Origin of the sequence: Alistipes sp. Marseille-P2263, assembly GCF_018101075.1 — a bacterium.
Lineage (GTDB): Bacteria > Bacteroidota > Bacteroidia > Bacteroidales > Rikenellaceae > Alistipes > Alistipes dispar.
The window spans coordinates 230,750-246,487 of sequence record NZ_JAGQEJ010000004.1 but is presented as its reverse complement, the minus strand read 5'-3'; the positions used below and the strand labels follow the sequence as shown (position 1 = coordinate 246,487).

12 protein-coding genes and 1 pseudogene are annotated in these 15,738 nt (G+C 62.6%); 6 read left to right on the top strand and 7 right to left on the bottom strand.

Features of this window, described 5'->3' with window-relative positions; all coding sequences use genetic code 11:
* Window positions 1-183 precede the first annotated feature (183 nt).
* Window positions 184-495, top strand: a complete 312-nt coding sequence (gene rplU / locus KB554_RS06900) for a 50S ribosomal protein L21 (protein ID WP_141427785.1) — start codon at window positions 184-186, stop codon at window positions 493-495.
* Between the two features lie 21 nt (window positions 496-516).
* Window positions 517-777, top strand: a complete 261-nt coding sequence (gene rpmA / locus KB554_RS06895; protein ID WP_141427786.1) for a 50S ribosomal protein L27 — start codon at window positions 517-519, stop codon at window positions 775-777.
* 509 nt (window positions 778-1,286) lie between these two features.
* Here rpmA and KB554_RS06890 read toward each other — a convergent pair.
* From KB554_RS06890 to nifJ, 3 genes are all read right to left on the bottom strand, one after another.
* Entirely contained in the window at window positions 1,287-1,724 is a 438-nt protein-coding gene (locus tag KB554_RS06890) for an META domain-containing protein (RefSeq protein ID WP_211035333.1), read from the bottom strand.
* A gap of 154 nt (window positions 1,725-1,878) precedes the next feature.
* The gene (locus tag KB554_RS06885; RefSeq protein ID WP_211035332.1) at window positions 1,879-2,754 is read right to left on the bottom strand and encodes a hypothetical protein; all 876 of its coding nucleotides are present in this window, start codon (window positions 2,752-2,754) and stop codon (window positions 1,879-1,881) included.
* Window positions 2,755-2,942: 188 nt separating this feature from the next.
* A complete protein-coding gene (gene nifJ / locus KB554_RS06880; RefSeq protein WP_141427789.1) occupies window positions 2,943-6,470 on the bottom strand; it encodes a pyruvate:ferredoxin (flavodoxin) oxidoreductase in 3,528 nt (1,175 codons plus the stop codon).
* Between the two features lie 599 nt (window positions 6,471-7,069).
* On the opposite strand from nifJ, the gene KB554_RS06875 reads away from it, so the two are divergent.
* A complete protein-coding gene (locus KB554_RS06875) occupies window positions 7,070-8,308 on the top strand; it encodes a pitrilysin family protein (RefSeq protein ID WP_141427790.1) in 1,239 nt (412 codons plus the stop codon).
* Window positions 8,305-9,579: a pitrilysin family protein gene (locus KB554_RS06870; protein WP_211035330.1), complete on the top strand. Its 1,275-nt coding sequence runs from the start codon at window positions 8,305-8,307 to the stop codon at window positions 9,577-9,579. The genes KB554_RS06875 and KB554_RS06870 overlap by 4 nt, the downstream gene beginning before the upstream one ends.
* Window positions 9,580-9,642: 63 nt before the next feature.
* Here KB554_RS06870 and rsmA read toward each other — a convergent pair whose 3' ends face one another.
* The 4 genes from rsmA to recQ form a co-directional block, all read right to left on the bottom strand.
* A complete protein-coding gene (rsmA, locus tag KB554_RS06865; protein ID WP_211035328.1) occupies window positions 9,643-10,572 on the bottom strand; it encodes a 16S rRNA (adenine(1518)-N(6)/adenine(1519)-N(6))-dimethyltransferase RsmA in 930 nt (309 codons plus the stop codon).
* 91 nt (window positions 10,573-10,663) lie between these two features.
* Window positions 10,664-10,903 (bottom strand): hypothetical protein, encoded by a 240-nt coding sequence (locus KB554_RS06860; RefSeq protein WP_141427793.1) that lies wholly within the window; start codon window positions 10,901-10,903, stop codon window positions 10,664-10,666.
* 13 nt (window positions 10,904-10,916) lie between these two features.
* Complete coding sequence (locus tag KB554_RS06855; protein ID WP_141427794.1) at window positions 10,917-11,135, bottom strand: DUF1003 domain-containing protein; 219 nt, start codon at window positions 11,133-11,135, stop codon at window positions 10,917-10,919.
* A 72-nt stretch (window positions 11,136-11,207) separates the two neighbouring features.
* Window positions 11,208-13,400, bottom strand: coding sequence for a DNA helicase RecQ (gene recQ, locus KB554_RS06850; RefSeq protein ID WP_141427795.1), 2,193 nt, complete (start codon window positions 13,398-13,400; stop codon window positions 11,208-11,210).
* A gap of 101 nt (window positions 13,401-13,501) precedes the next feature.
* On the opposite strand from recQ, the pseudogene lptB reads away from it, so the two are divergent.
* Window positions 13,502-14,284: pseudogene (gene lptB, locus KB554_RS06845) on the top strand (LPS export ABC transporter ATP-binding protein); the annotation flags it as partial.
* A gap of 142 nt (window positions 14,285-14,426) precedes the next feature.
* Window positions 14,427-15,671, top strand: coding sequence for a 3-phosphoshikimate 1-carboxyvinyltransferase (gene aroA, locus KB554_RS06840; protein WP_211035327.1), 1,245 nt, complete (start codon window positions 14,427-14,429; stop codon window positions 15,669-15,671).
* The last annotated feature ends 67 nt before the right edge of the window (window positions 15,672-15,738 follow it).

The following is a 15,738-nucleotide window of genomic DNA, read 5'->3' as shown; positions in this document are numbered from 1 at the left end:
GCTTTCGGACACGATCCCCGACCCGGGGACGAACGAGGGCGGAAGCGGAGGCTCCCTCCGCGCGTCGAAAACCGTGCCGGAACGCCGCGGTGCGAAAAAATTCCGCACAACGTTTTGCATATCCCGCAAAAAGCCGTATATTTGCACTCCGAATTATGTTTCAACACATAACACTCGAATTTAATGTACGTTATAGTAGAGATCGCAGGTCAGCAATTCAAAGCTGAAAAAGGTCGGAAACTTTATGTTCACCGTCTTCAGGGCGAAGAGAATTCGTCCGTAAGTTTCGACAAAGTCCTGCTCGCAGACAACGACGGTCAGGTCAAGGTCGGCGCACCTGTAGTAGAAGGCGCCGCAGTGAAATGCAAGATCCTGAAACATCTGAAGGATGACAAGGTTCTGGTCTTCAAGAAGAAGCGCCGCACGGGCTACCAGAAGTGCAACGGCCATCGCCAGTACCTGACGCAGATTCTCGTGGAGGAAATTGTTGCATAAACCTTTAAAAACGAAAGTAACATGGCACACAAGAAAGGTGTAGGTAGTTCGAAGAACGGCCGCGAGTCGGAAAGCAAGCGACTCGGCATCAAATTGTTCGGCGGCCAGTTCGCAAAGGCGGGCAACATCATCGTCCGTCAGCGCGGCACGGTTCATAACGCCGGCGAGAACGTAGGCATGGGCAAGGATCACACGCTGTTCGCACTCGTGGACGGAACCGTGGAGTTCTGCAAGAAGAGCGAGGGCAAATCCTACGTGAGCGTAACTCCGCTGAGCGAGTAAGCCAGCGGCACTGCAAAAGTTCGGGGGGGGGTGATAAGGTCTGCCTCCGGAAAGGAAAACGAAATCATCGGTCTCCGGTTCGCCGGGGACCGATTTTTCTTTTTCATCGCAGGAACGACCGGAAACGAACGCGGCAGGTCTCCCCTGCTATCGGCCCCTGTCCGGCGGAGGCTGGAAGAGACAGGGACGGCGGTAGCAGAGATTTTCGCGCGGCAGCACCGAAGAGGTCCGGACCGGCAGATGAAAGGTCCGAAACCCGGAAACAGGCGGCAACGACGGCCATAAAGGCGGTCGGGGAAAAGGCCGGGGCAACCGGAACTGCCGGGGCAGGACCCGGCCTCCGGAGCGACAGGCAGCCGGAGCGAGGGGTTACCGGAGCGACAGGCTGCCGGAACGACAGGCACGGAAAATCCGGCTGCCGGGGAGTATCGCAAAACAGACGCAAAAAGTCCGGCTGCGGAATGCAGCCGGACCTGTCGCACGAAGATGCGGGACAGCCCGCACCGTGTCTATTTCCGCTCCGCTTCGGCGGAAGCCTCGGGAGCCGCGGCACGGAACCCGGCCAGCAGCGTCTTGTCGTCGTAGAGCTTCAGCTCCGAACCCACGATCTCGTAGCGATCCACTTCGTCGAGCATCCTGACGAAAGCATCCTCGTACTGCATGTCGGGGCAGGCCATCCGGGTCATGCCCAGATTGCCGAACTCCAGCTTGCCGTCCTGCTTCTCGTACTTGCCGAAGAAGCGGTTGCAGTTGGTGCGTCCCGAAACGAGCGTGTCGGCGGCATCGAATTTCAGCGTGAAGGCATCCGCCCCGGCATTGATCGCTTCGGCGGGGATTCCCTCCATCTCCGCGAGTTTCCAGGTCGTGCCTTCGAGTGCGGTCTGCGCGCCTCCGCAGCAAGCCGTCATGGCTGCAAACAGAACGGCAGCCGTAAAAATCTTTTTCATGCTTTATTGTTTTTAAAGAGTCATTTCAACCGACGGGTCCGCCGGGAAGCCCCGGCCGCAGACGGAATCGCAAATATACGCAAAGATTCCCGCATCCGCAAAAAAGCGGGCCGCCTTATAAGGCCGGCCCGCAACTTGCATGCCCGAAAGAGCGTCAGATCTTCTGAAGCCGCAGCGCGATCTCCATTTCGGTCGTATTGTCCTTGAGATCCTTGATGATCTTGCCAGCGTCGATGCCCATCGTCACCGACGAATCGAGCGAACCGAGCAGCGAGGAGAATACGTCGAGGAACGGAACCATCATGGCACGGTCCACATAAACCTTGACCACACCGTTCTCCTGAACATATTTCAGCGGAATGGCGTAATAATCATCGGCCGATACGATACCCAGCGAGGGATACTGCGTCAGCAGTCCGTCGATCAATGCGGGAACGTCGAGGTCGGCTCCGCCCGCGGCCTTCAGAAAGTCACGGCCGATCTTGAAATAGAGCTTGCTGTCCTTCGTGTAGTAGCCGATCGCACCCTCGGGCAGAATCTCCGAGGTCTCGGCGTTCGGGAACGACTTCACCTCCTCACCGAACTTCGGTTCCAACAAAGCGCCCAAAATGGCCGAAACGTCCGTTCCCTCGACGATCAGATCCTTGTACTGCGCACCGAACGAACCGTCGTTGTTCAGCTCCACGCCGATCAGGCCGCCCTTCACGATACCCGATCCTATGGCCTCGACCATGCTCAGCACCGTATTCATCGGCATCTGATAAGGAAAACCGAAAATCTCCGTCAGGTCTATTCCCGGAATGTTGTCGGGATCGGTCCATGTAACGTCGAAAGTCAGGTAGTACTCCTGCATCTCTTCGGGATCGGCGGCGGTCGGCCGGGATACGGAGGCCGGCTTATAGCTGCCGATAAGCTCCGAGGAGAAAGGCGGCGGCGTATTTTTCTTGTTATCGTCGTCGCACGACACGGACGACACGGCTATCGCACAGAGAGCGGCGATCAGCGAGAATTTCGTAAACAGGTTTTTCATAACGATCTTATTAAAGTGTTTTCCATTCAATTCCGGACAAAAATATCCCTTTCCGCAGAATGAAACAAATTAATTCATCGGACCCGGGGCATTCCCCCACGAACGCACCGTTTTTCATCACGAAAAAAAACACGGAAGGGCCGCGGCAGACAAGCCGCGGCCCTTCGCACCTATTTTTATATACGGGATCAGTACTCCATCTTCGCACGGCGCACATAGCCGTTGTAACGCCACTTGGCGTTCTCCTCGGCAGCGGCGAACAACTCGTCGGCCTCGGCCGGGAAGGATTTCTGCAACGACGTGTAGCGCACCTCCTTCATCAGGAACTCGCGGAACTTCGTCCAGTCCGGCTCCTTCGAGTCGAGCACGAAGGGATTCTTGCCCTCCTCCTCGAGCTGCGGATTGTAGTGCCACAGATGCCAGTAGCCGCAGGCCACGGCCTCCTTGCCCACGGTCTGCGTGCGCGTCATGCCGCCCTTGATGCCGTGGTTGATACACGGCGCATAGGCGATCACCAGCGACGGACCCGGGTAGGCCTCGGCCTCCTTGAGCACGTTGAAGAGCTGCTGCTGCGAAGCGCCGATCGAAACCTGCGCCACATAGACATAGCCGTAGGTCATGGCCATCGCGCCGAGGTCCTTCTTGCGGATGCGCTTGCCGCTCGAAGCGAACTTCGCCACGGCGCCCACGGGAGTGGCCTTCGACGACTGTCCGCCGGTGTTGGAGTAAACCTCGGTGTCGATCACCAGGATATTCACGTCCTGACCCGACGCCAGCACGTGGTCCACGCCGCCGTAGCCGATGTCGTAGCCCCAGCCGTCGCCGCCGATGATCCACTGCGACTTCTTCACGAGCCAGTCCTTGTGCTCGAGAATCTTCCGGCAGTAGTCGCAGCCGCAGGCCTCCAGCATCGGAAGCAGGCGTGCCGTGACCTCGGCCGAACGGGCCGACGAACCGCGGTTCCCGATCCACTCGCGCATCACGCCCTTCAACTCCTCGGAGCACTTGTCGCACGAGGCGATGGCGGCCTCCATCGTCTCCTGGATCCGGTCGCGGAGCTTCTCGATACCGATGTGCATACCCAGACCGAACTCGGCGTTATCCTCGAAGAGCGAGTTGGCCCAGGCCGGCCCCTGCCCCTTCTCGTTGGTGCAGTAGGGCGTCGAGGGAGCCGAACCCGAATAGATCGAGGTGCAGCCCGTGGCGTTGGCGACCATCATCTTGTCGCCGAACAGCTGCGTGATGGCCTTGATGTAGGGCGTCTCGCCGCAGCCGGCGCAGGCTCCCGAGAACTCGAACAGCGGCTGCGCGAATTGCAGGTTCTTCACCGATTTGGTCTTATCGACGACCTGCTTGTAGCCGATGTTCCCGGTGATGTAGTCCCAGTTCTTCTGCTGCGGGAGCTGCTCCTCGAGCGGACGCATGACGAGCGCCTTCTGCTTGGCGGGGCAGACGTCCACGCAGTTGCCGCAGCCCGTACAGTCGAGCGGCGAAATCTGGATGCGGAACTTGTACTCCTTCGTCTCGCCCAGGCCCTGCTTCCACTCCACGCCCGAAGCGGCGGCCTCCTCCTCCGTGGCGAGGAACGGACGGATCACGGCGTGCGGGCAGACATAGGCGCACTGGTTGCACTGAATACAGTTGGCGATCTGCCACTCGGGAACGTTCACGGCGATACCGCGCTTCTCGTAGGCGGCCGTGCCGTTGTCCCACGTGCCGTCCTCGCGGCCGTCGAAGGCCGAGACGGGCAGCCGGTCGCCCTTCAGGCCGTTGATCGGCTCGACGATCCGGCGGACGAACTCGGGATACGAGGCGTTCGAGACGTGCTCGAAGCCCTTGTCCTCGATCGCGGCCCACTCGGCCGGAACCTCGACCTTCACCACGGCGCTGCCGCCGGCATCCACGGCCGCGTAGTTCATGTTCACGATGTCCTCGCCCTTCTTGCCGTAGGACTTCAGGATGGCGTGCTTCATCTCCTCGACGGCCTTCTCGAACGGAATGACGTTCGCAATCTTGAAGAAGGCCGACTGCATGATCGTATTCGTGCGCGAACCCAGCCCCAGCTCGGCGGCGATCTTCGTGGCGTTGATGACGTAGAAGTTGATCCTGTTCTTGGCAAGGTAAGCCTTCATGTGGTCGGGCAGCGTGGCGCAGGTGGTCTCGGGGTCATGCACCGAGTTGAGCAGGAACGAGCCGCCGGGCTTCAGGCCCTTCAGCACGTCGTACTTGTCCACGTACGACGGCACGTGGCAGGCCACGAAGTCGGGCGTGGTCACCAGATAGGGCGACGTGATGGGCAGGTCGCCGAAACGCAGGTGCGACGAGGTATAGCCGCCCGACTTCTTCGAGTCGTAGGAGAAGTAGGCCTGGCAGTACTTGTTCGTCGAACCGCCGATGATCTTGATCGAGTTCTTGTTGGCGCCCACCGTGCCGTCGGCGCCCAGACCGAAGAACAGCGCCTCGAACGTGCCGGGCTTGGCGAGCGAAATCTCCTCGCCCACCGGGAGCGAGAGGTTCGTCACGTCGTCGGTGATGCCCACCGTGAAGTGCTCCTTCGGAGCCTCCGCGGCCAGGTTCTCGAAGACGGCCAGAATCTGGGCCGGCGTGGTGTCCTTCGACGAGAGGCCGTAGCGGCCGCCGACGATCATCGGCTGGAGCTTCTTGCCGTAGAACATGGACTTCACGTCGAGGTAGAGCGGCTCGCCCTCGGCTCCCGGCTCCTTCGTGCGGTCGAGCACGCAGACTCGTTTGACGCTCGCGGGCAGCACGTCGAAGAAATATTTCTCCGAGAAGGGACGGTAGAGGTGTACGGTCACCAGACCCACCTTGCGGCCCTGCTTCGACAGGTAGTCGATCGTCTCCTTGACGGTCTCCGTCACCGAGCCCATGGCCACGACGATGTGTTCGGCCTCGGGATGGCCGTAATAGACGAAAGGTTTGTAGTCGCGGCCCGTGATCTTCGAGATCTCGCGCATGGTGTCGGCCACCATGTCGGGCACGGCGTCGTAGAACTTGTTGGCCGCCTCGCGCGTCTGGAAATAGATGTCGGGGTTCTGCGCCGTACCGCGCGTGACGGGGTGCTCGGGGTTGAGCGCCCGGGCACGGAAGGCCTTCAGCGCATCGCGGTCGAGCAGCGCCGTGAGCGACGCCTCGTCGATCAGCTCGATCTTCTGAATCTCGTGCGAGGTGCGGAATCCGTCGAAGAAGTGCAGGAAAGGCACGCGGGCCTTCAGCGCCACGAGGTGCGCGACGCCCGCCAGGTCCATCACCTCCTGCACGGACGAGGTGGCCAGCATGGCGAAGCCCGTCTGCCGGGTGGCCATCACGTCCTGATGGTCGCCGAAGATCGACAGCGACTGCGCGGCCAGCGCGCGGGCCGAAACGTGGAAGACGCCCGGCAGCAGCTCGCCCGAAATCTTGTACATATTGGGGATCATCAGCAGCAGACCCTGCGACGCGGTGAACGTCGAGGTCAGGGCGCCGCTCTGCAGCGAACCGTGCACGGCGCCCGCGGCGCCCGCCTCCGACTGCATCTCGACGACCTTCACGGTCTCGCCGAAGATATTCCTGCGCCCCTGCGCGGCCCACTCGTCCACGAGTTCGGCCATCGTCGATGACGGCGTGATGGGATAGATCGCCGCAACCTCCGAGAACATGTAAGCCACATGAGCCGCAGCGTAGTTTCCATCACACGTGATGAATTTCTTTTCTGCCATTTTTCCGAGTTTTAGATAATATTCGTGTGTTATGACGGCCTTCCGGCCGCTGTCCTGCGGGACAGCGCTGCAAAGATAAAAAATTCGGCGCAAAAAACAGCCCGGTTTCCGTCCGAAAAATTGTAAAAAAACACGTTTTCGGGTGTTATCCGAATAACAGCCGCATTGTTATTCGGATAACAGAAACACGCATAGAATCACGGGGTTGCGAAAAGGGACTTTCCGACAGCGGATTACCCGCAACGCTCCCGCGCGGCGCGGCGGAATGCGGCAAAGGAAGGTGCGGCACAGCAAGGTGCGGCAGGGTGCGGCGGGACACGGCGGAGTACGGCAGTACGGCAGGACGGCGCGGCACAAAAAGTGCGGCGGGACACGGCGCGGCGGGACGCGAAAGACCCGGAGACGCAGGGACGGCCGCATCACGGTCCGAACGCAGGCTCCCCCGGAGGCCCGGAAGCCCGGCCGCCCCGACCGGACATTTCTCCGGAAACTCCGCACGAACTCCCTCCCCCGGACGGAACCGTGGGGAACGAAGGGTCCCCGACGACGGCTGCGGAAATAAATTTGACATTGCACGCTCCTTGCACTATCTTTGCCGTATGATCGCATACGAACGAACGACACTCGCCAACGGCCTGACCGTGGCGGTGAACCGCGACCGGGCCTCGAAGCTCGCCGCGGTGAACATCCTCTACAAGGTCGGGGCGCGCAACGAAAACCCCGCACGCACGGGATTCGCCCACCTGTTCGAGCACCTCATGTTCCGCGGCACGCGCGAAGTGCCGAACTTCGACCTGCCGGTGCAGATGGCCTCGGGCGACAACAACGCCTTCACGAACAACGACTACACGGACTTCTACATCACGCTCCCGAAGGACAATCTCGAAACGGCACTCTGGCTCGAAAGCGACCGCATGGAAGGGCTGGAGATCACCCCCGAGAAGCTCGCCGCCGAGAAGAAGGTGGTCATCGAGGAGTTCCGCCAGCGCTACCTCAACCAGCCGTACGGCGACCAGACGATGCTTCTGCGCGCGCTGGCCTACAAGGTACATCCCTACCGCTGGGCGGCCATCGGACTGACGACGGAGCACATCGCCTCCGCATCGCCGGACGACGTCGGGGAGTTCTACCGCACCCACTACCACCCGTCGAACGCCATCCTGTCGATCTCGGCGGACATGGAGGAGGAGCGGATGCTGGAGCTGGCCGAAAAATGGTTCGGAGGGCTGCCGGACACGCCCCGCCCCGCCGCACCGATTCCGCAGGAGCCGCCGCAGGAGGCCCCGCGGCGCGAGGAGGTAGAACGCGACGTGCCGGCCACGACGGTCACCGTGGCCTACCGCATGGGGACGCGCACCTCGCCCGACTTCTATACGGCCGACCTGGTTTCGGACCTCCTGTCGGGCGGCGACTCCGGGCGGCTGTACCGCCACCTGGTCAAGGAACGGCGGCTGCTTTCGAGCGTCAATGCCTACGTGACGGGAGACCTGGACCCGGGGCTGTTCGTCTTCACGGGACAGTTGCTGCCGGGCGTGGCTCCCGAAGCGGCCGAAGCGGCCTTCCGCGAGGAGATCGAGGCGCTCCGAACCGACCCCATATCGCAGTACGAGACCGAAAAGGTCAAGAACAAATTCGAGGCGAACACGCTGTTCGGCGAGTTGAACGTGATGAACAAGGCCATGAACCTCGGCTTCTACGAAATGCTGGGCGACCTGCCGCTCATCAACGGCGAGGTGGCGCGTTACCGCGCCGTCTCGGACGAGGACATCCGCGCTTTCTGCCGCAGCACGCTCCGGCCCGAAAACGCCTCCACACTCATCTACAAAGCGCGCAAATGACACGACAACCCCGCATAACGCACTCCGAAGTCGAGGTTCCCGCAGCGGCGGAGACCCTCCTCGGAAACGGCATCCGCCTCTACACGCTCGCCTCGGAGGATTTCGAGGTGCTGCGCATCTCGTTCGTATTCCGCGCCGGATCGGCCGTGCAGCGCACGCCCTTCTCGGCCTCGGCCACCGCGAACCTGCTCGCGGAGGGGTCGCCGGAGATGACGGCCGCCGAGATCGCCGAACGGCTGGACTACTACGGCTCGTGGTACGACGTGAACATCGACCGCGACTACGCCTACGTCAATTTCGCCACCCTCTCGAAATTCTTCGCCGAGACGCTCGCCGTGGCCGAACACATCCTGCTGCGCCCCGCCTTTCCCGAGGAGGAGCTACGCACCTACTGCGCCAAGCGGAAGCAGCGGCTGGCCATCGACCGCACGAAGGTGGACGTCGAGGCGCGCGAAGCCTTCGCCCGGGCCCTGTTCGGGCCGCAGCACCCCTACGGCACGTCGTACGACGAGGCGGAGTACGACCGTCTGACGCGCGCCGACGTGGTGGAGTTCCACCGCCGCCGCTATACGGCGGAGAACTGCTTCGTGGTATGCAGCGGCCGGATCGGCGAGCGGGAGCGGCAGGCCGTAGCGGCCCTGGCCGAACGGATTCCGCACGGCGGAGATACGGTCCCGGCAGCGTTTCCCGCCCCGGTCACCGAACACGAAGCGTTCGTCGGACACCCCGGCGCCGTGCAGTCGTCGCTGCGGATCGGACGGCTGCTCTTTCCGCGCCAGCACCCCGATTTCCTGGGGATGCAGGTCGTGGCCACGGCGCTGGGCGGCTACTTCGGCTCGCGGCTGATGCGGAACCTGCGCGAGGAGCACGGATACACCTACGGCGTGGTGGCCGCGATGGTCAATTTCGAACGCGAAGGCTACTTCGCCGTGGCCACGCAGGTCGGAACCGACGTGACGCGCGCGGCCCTGCAAGCGATCTACGACGAGATCGAACGGCTGCGCACGGAGCCGATGCCCGCCGAGGAGCTGGAGATCGTGAAGAACATGATGACGGGCGAGATGATGCGCATACTCGACGGACCGTTCGGCATTGCGGACGTGACGATCGAAAACATCCTCTGCGGCACGGACAACGCCTCGATCGGCGAGAACATCCGCCGCATCCGCGCCATGACGCCCGCCGACGTGCAACGCCTCGCACAACGCTACCTCGCCCGCGAGGAGCTGGTGACGGCGGTGGCCGGCGCGGCGGATCCGCGGCAGGCATAAAACGACCGGCACAGGACGGTCCGGGCGCAGGAAGTCCGGACACAGGAAGCCCGGCGCATTCCGTCAGGCGCGGTGTTCGGCGACCCAGTTCGTCAGGGCGACGAAATCGGCGACCGAAAGCTGCTCGGCACGGCGGGTGAAGAACGGATGTTCGGCGCCGCCGAAATCCCCGAAAGCCGCCCGGAGCGCATTGCGGATCATCTTGCGCCGCTGGCCGAAGGCGGCCTTCACGACGCGGACGAACAGCGCCTCGTCGCACGCGAGACGCCGCGTGGCGTTGCGGCGCAGGCGGATGACGGCGCTCTTGACCTTCGGGGGCGGGCTGAACACCGTCTCGCTGACGGTGAAGAGGTATTCGATGTCGTACCACGCCTGCAGAAGCACCGAGAGGATGCCGTACTCCTTCGATCCGGGCCCCTCGGCGATCCGTACGGCGACCTCCCGCTGGACCATGCCGACGCACTCGGGAACCAGGTCGCGGTACTCGAGCACCCTGAAGAAGATCTGCGACGAAATGTTGTAGGGGAAGTTGCCGATGATCCGCAGCCCGCGGGGAAAACGCGCACGCAGGTCCATCTTCAGAAAATCGCCCTCGATAAGCCGCGGGGCGAACTCCGGGTAGTGCGCATGAAGATAAGCGACGCTTTCGGCGTCGATCTCCGCGCCCCAGGTCACAAGGTCCGTGCGGCGCAGCAGAAACTGCGTCAGCACTCCCATACCGCACCCCACCTCGAGCACGTCGCACGCCTCCGCAGCCGTGTCTGCGGCCGAAACATCCGCCCCGGCCGCCCCGGCACACGGTACGGCATGCTCCGAAGCCGCCGGCCCCGGAGCGGCCGTTTCCGAAAACGCCGCATCCGGAACTCCGGTCCCCGGAGCGGCCGGATGCAGGCGGATCGCACCGCCCGACAGGGCGTCGCAGATCTTGCGTGCGATATTGAGGTCCGTCAGGAAATGCTGTCCCAACGCCTTCTTGGCTCTTACTTCCGTCATAGTGCCGCAAAGATAGCAATTCCCGCAGGGAAGCGCAACAGCACGCGCCGAAAAGCGGCCCGGAGACAAGAAAGAGACCGGAGACGCCCGGTCATCGCTTCGAACGGCGGAGGCGGCGCTTCTCGCGCAGCTCCTCCTCGCGCTGCTCCCGGCGCAGCCGCCGCTGCGTCAGGCGGAACGTGTAGAGCAGTCCGACGAATCCGACGCCGAGAAGCGCGACCCAGAACCACACGGCGATCCCGTGCGGCACGTACTCCAGCGCATAGATTATCCCCGCGACGGCCAACACCATCAACACCAGGCGCACGACCTGCATCAGATTGAGTTTCATAACACGGTAAAAATTAAGGTATCCTGTATTTGTCCGCCTCGGCGACGTGTCTGCGCCGTTTCTTCTTCGCTTCGTTCCAGACCATGGCGGCCCCGAAGACGACGAACAGCAGCGAAAGCAGCGTGTTGTACACGTCCACCCTCCGCACGCAGTCCCAATAGACATTGACACCGAACCACACCAGCGTCACACAGAAAAACAATACGGCCAACGTAAAAGTCTTCTTGTTCATAGGCATCTATTTTTAAGGTTCCAGGTTGTCCTTCTCCACTCCCCGAGGCTGCCGCGCCGGCGCTGCGCCGGATCAGTTGCCCTGCTCGCAGATGAATTTGATCCGCACCAGACGGATCTCCTCCTCGGTATAGTCCGACCCCAGCTCCCCGATGGCCGCGTCGAGCGAATCGCTCTCGGCGTCCTCCTTGAAGTAGAGGTAAATGTCTTCCACCTTGTCCTCGTCCATGAAATCCTTCAGGTAGTACGAAATATCGAGTTTCGTACCCGAATTGACGATGCCTTCGATCTCCGTGAGCAGCTCGTCGAAATCGAGGTCCTTAGCCCGGGCGATGTCCTCGAAGTCCATCTTGCGGTCGATCGACTGGATGATGAAAATCTTGTTGCCCGACTTGCTGGCCACCGACTTGACGACCATGTCCTGCGGCCGGATGATCTCCTTCTCCTCGACGTAGGCCTTGATGAGCTTGACGAACTCCGCGCCGAACTTGCGGGCCTTGCCCACGCCGACGCCCGTGATGTTCTGCATCTCCTCGATCGTCACGGGATACTGCACGGCCATATCCTCGAGCGACGGGTCCTGGAAAATGACGAAAGGCGGCAGCCCGTGCTGCTTGGCGACCTTCTTGCGCAGGTCCTTGAGCATCGAGAAGAGCTCCTCGTCGGCCGCGCCGCCGCGCCCCACCGGAGCCACGGCCTCGGCCTCCTTCTCCTCCTCGTCGTAGTCGTGGTCGAGGGTCACGGTGACCGGATAGGGCATGGCCACATAGTCCTCGCCCCGCTTGTTGATCGAAATCAGGCCGTAATTCTCGATATTCTTGTCCACCAGTCCCATGATGAGCGCCTGCCGCAGCACCGCGCCCCAGAACCGCGCGTCGTGTTCGGCCCCCGCGCCGAACCACTTCGACTTGTTGTGCCCGTAGCTCTTGATGAGGGCCGTATTCTTGCCCACCAGCACGTTGATCAGGTAGTCCGTCTTGAACTTGTCGCCGAGGTCGCGCAGCGCCTCGAGGGCCATGCGGAGCGCAGCCCGGGCGTCGATCCTGGGCTTGGGATGGCGGCAGTTGTCGCAGTTGCCGCAGTTCTCCTCGGTGTACTCCTCGCCGAAATAGTGCAGCAGCGTCTTGCGGCGGCACATCGAACTCTCGGCGTAGGAGACCGTCTCGAGCAGCAGCAGCTTCCCGATCTCCTGCTCGGCGACGGGCTTGCCCTGCATGAACTTCTCGAGCTTCTGAATGTCCTTGTAGCTGTAAAAGGTCAGGCAGTGTCCTTCGCCGCCGTCGCGGCCCGCACGCCCCGTCTCCTGGTAGTAGCCCTCGAGCGACTTGGGAATGTCGTAGTGGATGACGTAGCGCACGTCGGGCTTGTCGATGCCCATGCCGAAAGCGATCGTGGCGACGATCACCTCGACGCGCTCCATGAGGAAGGCGTCCTGGTTGGCGGCGCGCGTCGCGGCGTCCATGCCGGCGTGGTAGGCCAGCGCGCGGATGCCGTTGGCCACGAGCAGTTCCGTGAGCTCCTCGACCTTCTTGCGGCTCAGGCAGTAGATGATGCCGCTCTTGCCCTCGTTCTGCTTGATGAAGCGGATGATCTCGCGGTCCACGTCGTGTTTGGGCCGGATCTCGTAGTAGAGGTTCGGACGGTTGAACGACGACTTGAAAACCGCGGCGTCGGACATGCCCAGGTTCTTCTGGATGTCGAGCTGCACCTTGGGGGTGGCCGTGGCCGTCAGGGCGATCAGCGGCGCCGGACCGATCTCGTTGATGATCGGCCGGATACGGCGGTACTCCGGGCGGAAGTCGTGGCCCCACTCCGAGATGCAGTGCGCCTCGTCGATGGCGTAGAACGAAATCCGTATCTTGCGCAGGAACGCCACGTTGTCCTCCTTGGTGAGCGATTCGGGAGCGAAGTAGAGCAGCTTGGTCTTGCCCGCCAGCACGTCCGAGCGTACCTGCGTGACGGCCGTCTTGTTGAGCGACGAATTGAGGAAATGGGCGATGCCCGACTCGGCCGAGAAGGTGCGCATGGCATCCACCTGGTTCTTCATCAGGGCGATCAGCGGCGAGATGACGATGGCCACCCCGTCCATGAGCAACGCAGGGAGCTGGTAACACAACGACTTGCCCCCGCCCGTGGGCATGAGCACGAACGTATCCTTCCCCTCCAGTACATTGCGGATGACCGCCTCCTGATTCCCCTTGAACGACGAAAAGCCGAAATACTCTTTCAGTTTGCCGTGCAAGGAGGCCGAATCGTATTGTTCCATTTCGACGCTATTGCTCCGTTAAGATTAGAAAATTCATTGTAAAGATAAAAAAGATTTCGGAAAAAAACATAACTTTGTGAAAAATTTATCGAAAACACGCCATGCGCCTATACACCAGCGAACTCGTCAAGAAATACAAGGCCCGTACGGTCGTCAATCACGTCTCGATCGACGTCAATCAGGGCGAAATCGTCGGCTTGCTGGGACCCAACGGCGCCGGCAAGACCACGACCTTCTACATGATCGTGGGGCTTATCAAGCCCAACGACGGGCGCATCTTCCTCGAGAACGACGAAAAGCAGATCACCGAGCTGACCGGGCTGCCCGTCTATCGCCGCGCGCAACTGGGCGTGGGCTATCTGGCCCAGGAGGCTTCGGTTTTCCGCCGCCTGTCGGTCGAGGACAACATCCGGGCCGTACTCGAGATGACCGACTTTTCGAAGGAGTACCAGCGGGAGCGCGTCGAGGCGCTCATCGAGGAGTTCCGCCTCCAGAAGGTGCGCAAGAGCCTCGGCATCCAGCTCTCGGGCGGCGAGCGGCGGCGCACGGAGATCGCGCGGGCGGTGGCCATCAACCCGGCCTTCATCCTGCTCGACGAGCCGTTCGCGGGCGTGGACCCGATCGCCGTGGAGGACATTCAGTCGATCGTGGCGACGCTCAAGCACAAGAACATCGGCGTCATCATCACCGACCACAACGTGGACGAGACGCTGGCGATCACCGACCGCACCTACCTGCTCTACGAGGGCAAGATACTCAAGACCGGCACGGCCGAGGAACTGGCCGCCGACCCGATGGTGCGCAAGGTTTACCTGGGACAGCACTTCGAGCTGAAGAAAAGCCACCAACTGACGCAGGAGATGAAAAACCGCAAGGGACAGGAGTTGCAGGCGCAGGCCGCCTCCGACACCCGGACGGCGCGGGGAGAGCAGTCGGTTCCGGCCGGCACCGGCGCCGGGAACGCTCCGGCGGAAGCGGACGAAAAGCCCGGAACGGGCGCGGCACCGCGGAAAAACGGATAATCTTATGGACAAGACGGTTCCGCAGGGCCGCGTCAAAGGCACGCTGACGCCGCCCTGCTCGAAAAGCTATGCACAGCGTGCCCTGGCGGCGGCGCTGCTCACCGAAGGGGAGTCGTGCCTGCGCAACCTCGAATACTGCGACGACACCCGTGCGGCCCTGCGCTGCATCGAAACGCTCGGCGCCTCCGTCCGCGGCGCGGACGGAGGGACGGTGACGATCCGCGGCGGTCTCCGTCCGCGGGGCAGCATTCTCCGCGTCGGAGAGTCGGGGCTCTCGACACGGCTCTTCACCCCCATTGCGGCGCTTTGCGACATGCCCGTCACCATCGAAGGCGAAGGGACGCTTTTAAGCCGCCCGATGCACATGATGACCGCCCCGCTGCGGGCGCTGGGCGTCGAGATCGCGGACACCGGCGGGCGGCTGCCCCTGCGGGTGCGCGGTCCGATCCGCGGCGGCGAGGTCGCGGTGGACGGCTCGGTCTCGTCGCAGTTCATCACGGGGCTGCTGCTCGCGCTGCCCCGGGCGGAGCGGGACACGACGCTCTACGTCCGGCGGGCCGTCTCGACACCTTATTTAGATATGACGCTGGCGACGGCCGCACGCTTCGGCGTAGAGATCAGCCAGCGCGACTACGAGGAGTTCTACATCCCCGGCGGGCAACGCTACGAGCCGGCGGATTTCGCCATCGAAGGCGACTGGAGCGCCGCGGCGATGCTGCTGGTGATGGGCGCCACGGCCGGAGAGATCACCGTAAGGAACGTCTCGATGCTCTCGAAGCAGGCCGACACGGCCGTCTGCACGGCCCTCGCACGCGCCGGAGCCGCCGTCATCCACGAAGGGCAGGCCGTCACGGCGGCTCACCGCCCCCTGCACGCCTTCGAGTTCGACGCCACCCACTGTCCCGACCTCTTCCCCGCCCTCGCGGCGCTGGCGGCGGCGGCCGAAGGGGTGAGCACGATCCACGGCACGTCGCGGCTGGAGTACAAGGAGTGCAACCGTGCGGAGGCGATCCGCGACGAGTACGCCAAGCTCGGAATCGAAGTGGACACCTCGGAGGAGGACGTCATGCGGATCCGCGGCGGCGCGATCCGCAGCGCGCGGGTCCGCAGCTACGGCGACCACCGGATGGCCATGTCGCTGGCCGTCGCGGCGCTGCGCTCGGACGGAGAGGTGGAGATCGAAGGGGCCGAGAGCGTGGCCAAGAGCTACCCGGACTTCTTCGGAGACCTGGAGCGGGTCCGCATCTGATCCCCGGCCGACAGCGGCCGAAACCGTACCGGCACGAAGCCGGCTGCGGCAACGATAAACGAACAAC

Bases quoted from the DNA above. Each gene is read 5' to 3' on its own strand.
- rplU (WP_141427785.1), top strand. From the start codon at position 184: ATGTACGTTATAGTAGAGATCGCAGGTCAGCAATTCAAAGCTGAAAAA.
- rpmA (WP_141427786.1), top strand. From the start codon at position 517: ATGGCACACAAGAAAGGTGTAGGTAGTTCGAAGAACGGCCGCGAGTCG.
- KB554_RS06890 (WP_211035333.1), bottom strand. From the start codon at position 1,724: ATGAAAAAGATTTTTACGGCTGCCGTTCTGTTTGCAGCCATGACGGCT.
- KB554_RS06885 (WP_211035332.1), bottom strand. From the start codon at position 2,754: ATGAAAAACCTGTTTACGAAATTCTCGCTGATCGCCGCTCTCTGTGCG.
- nifJ (WP_141427789.1), bottom strand. From the start codon at position 6,470: ATGGCAGAAAAGAAATTCATCACGTGTGATGGAAACTACGCTGCGGCT.
- KB554_RS06875 (WP_141427790.1), top strand. From the start codon at position 7,070: ATGATCGCATACGAACGAACGACACTCGCCAACGGCCTGACCGTGGCG.
- KB554_RS06870 (WP_211035330.1), top strand. From the start codon at position 8,305: ATGACACGACAACCCCGCATAACGCACTCCGAAGTCGAGGTTCCCGCA.
- rsmA (WP_211035328.1), bottom strand. From the start codon at position 10,572: ATGACGGAAGTAAGAGCCAAGAAGGCGTTGGGACAGCATTTCCTGACG.
- KB554_RS06860 (WP_141427793.1), bottom strand. From the start codon at position 10,903: ATGAAACTCAATCTGATGCAGGTCGTGCGCCTGGTGTTGATGGTGTTG.
- KB554_RS06855 (WP_141427794.1), bottom strand. From the start codon at position 11,135: ATGAACAAGAAGACTTTTACGTTGGCCGTATTGTTTTTCTGTGTGACG.
- recQ (WP_141427795.1), bottom strand. From the start codon at position 13,400: ATGGAACAATACGATTCGGCCTCCTTGCACGGCAAACTGAAAGAGTAT.
- aroA (WP_211035327.1), top strand. From the start codon at position 14,427: ATGGACAAGACGGTTCCGCAGGGCCGCGTCAAAGGCACGCTGACGCCG.